The 1411-nt window shown below is 50.0% G+C and carries 2 protein-coding genes; both read right to left on the bottom strand.

The annotated features are described in order from the left end of the window. Nucleotides 1-1078 (bottom strand): class II fumarate hydratase (locus R7P69_RS24645; RefSeq protein WP_318121747.1); only part of this gene is annotated, 1078 nt, incomplete at its 3' end. 17 nt (nucleotides 1079-1095) lie between these two features. Beyond that, nucleotides 1096-1411, bottom strand: a 316-nt coding sequence (locus R7P69_RS24640) for a hypothetical protein (protein ID WP_318121746.1), incomplete at its 5' end; no start/stop codon positions are given.

The raw sequence follows: 1411 nt of genomic DNA, 5'->3' as shown, positions 1-1411 counted from the left end.
TCACGGGTAGCATAACATTCAACTGGAAGTTGCCAGACTGACCCGCGATGGTGATGGTTGCGTCGTTGCCAATCACTTGCGCTGATGCCATGGCTGCGGCTTCAGGGATAACCGGGTTTACTTTGCCCGGCATAATTGATGACCCCGGCTGTAAGCCTTGCAGTTCGATTTCACCCAAGCCTGCCAATGGGCCAGAGTTCATCCAACGAAGATCGTTTGCGATCTTCATGATCGCAATTGCTGCTGTTTTGAGCTGCCCGGACAGTGCGACGATCGCATCCTGGCTGCTGAGGTTGAAAAAGAAATTGTCGCTTGAAGTAAAGGTGACTCGAGTGGACTGAGAGAGGCTGTCTGCAAACAGAGAGGCAAAACGCGGATCGGCGTTGATCCCTGTGCCAACGGCAGTGCCGCCTTGAGCAAGGGCTTTCACCATCGGCAGTGTTTGTTCAATGGCTTGTTTAGCGTGTTCAATCTGGAATTGCCAGCCGCCCAGCTCTTGCGCGAAAGTGATTGGCATGGCGTCCATCAAATGAGTTCGGCCTGTTTTTACCACACCTTGCAAAGCTTGCTTCTTGGTTTCTAGGCTTTGGCTAAGATGAGCCAGTGCAGGCAACAACTTGTGTTCAATAGCAAGTGCTGAGCTGACTTGAATCGCCGTCGGCACCACATCGTTACTGCTTTGACCCATGTTAACGTGGTCATTCGGGTTGACGTTGCCGCCAAGCAATTCAGACGCGAGCGTGGCAATCACTTCATTAGCGTTCATGTTGGAGCTTGTCCCAGAACCGGTTTGGAATAGGTCGATAGGGAACTGATCGAGATGTTGGCCATCAATAATGGCTTGCGCAGCCTCTGCAATCGCATTAGCGATATCACCTTCCAGTAACCCTAGTTGTGCGTTGGTCAGTGCTGCCGTCTGTTTGATGTGGGCTAAAGCTTGGATGAAACCGCTTGGCATGGTGTGCTGGCTGAATGCGAAGTTATCGATAGCGCGCTGAGTTTGTGCTTGATACAAGGCATTCGCCGGGACTTTTACTTCGCCCATGCTGTCGGTTTCAATACGAAATTCGGTGGTCATAGTAGGGTTCCTTTCGTTTAATCAAGAGAAGTCTGAATGAGGCGTAATTGTTGTTGTAATTGGAGAAACTTTACGTCGCCATGTTCAAACTGATAGTAGTAACGTTTGAGGCAGAATAAGGGCGTGTGAACCGAATCAAGGCAGACTCGGCGAAATGTACGAGTGCGAGTTGGGTCTTGAATCGCTTTGAGAAGGTGGAAATACACTTGGCGTAAAAACAGTTCGCACAAGAGTAAGTTTTCGTCTTCTGCTTCATGCTCATAGCTGGATGACAACACCATACCCCAATGAATATAGTCATGAATGACGTCGGGCTCAAAGCCACTGGGCGCG

The organism is Vibrio sp. 661, from assembly GCF_033339315.1.
In the GTDB taxonomy this organism is placed as follows: domain Bacteria; phylum Pseudomonadota; class Gammaproteobacteria; order Enterobacterales; family Vibrionaceae; genus Vibrio; species Vibrio alginolyticus.
Note: the sequence above shows the minus strand (reverse complement) of the source record. Positions and strands in the feature narration are given on the sequence as shown.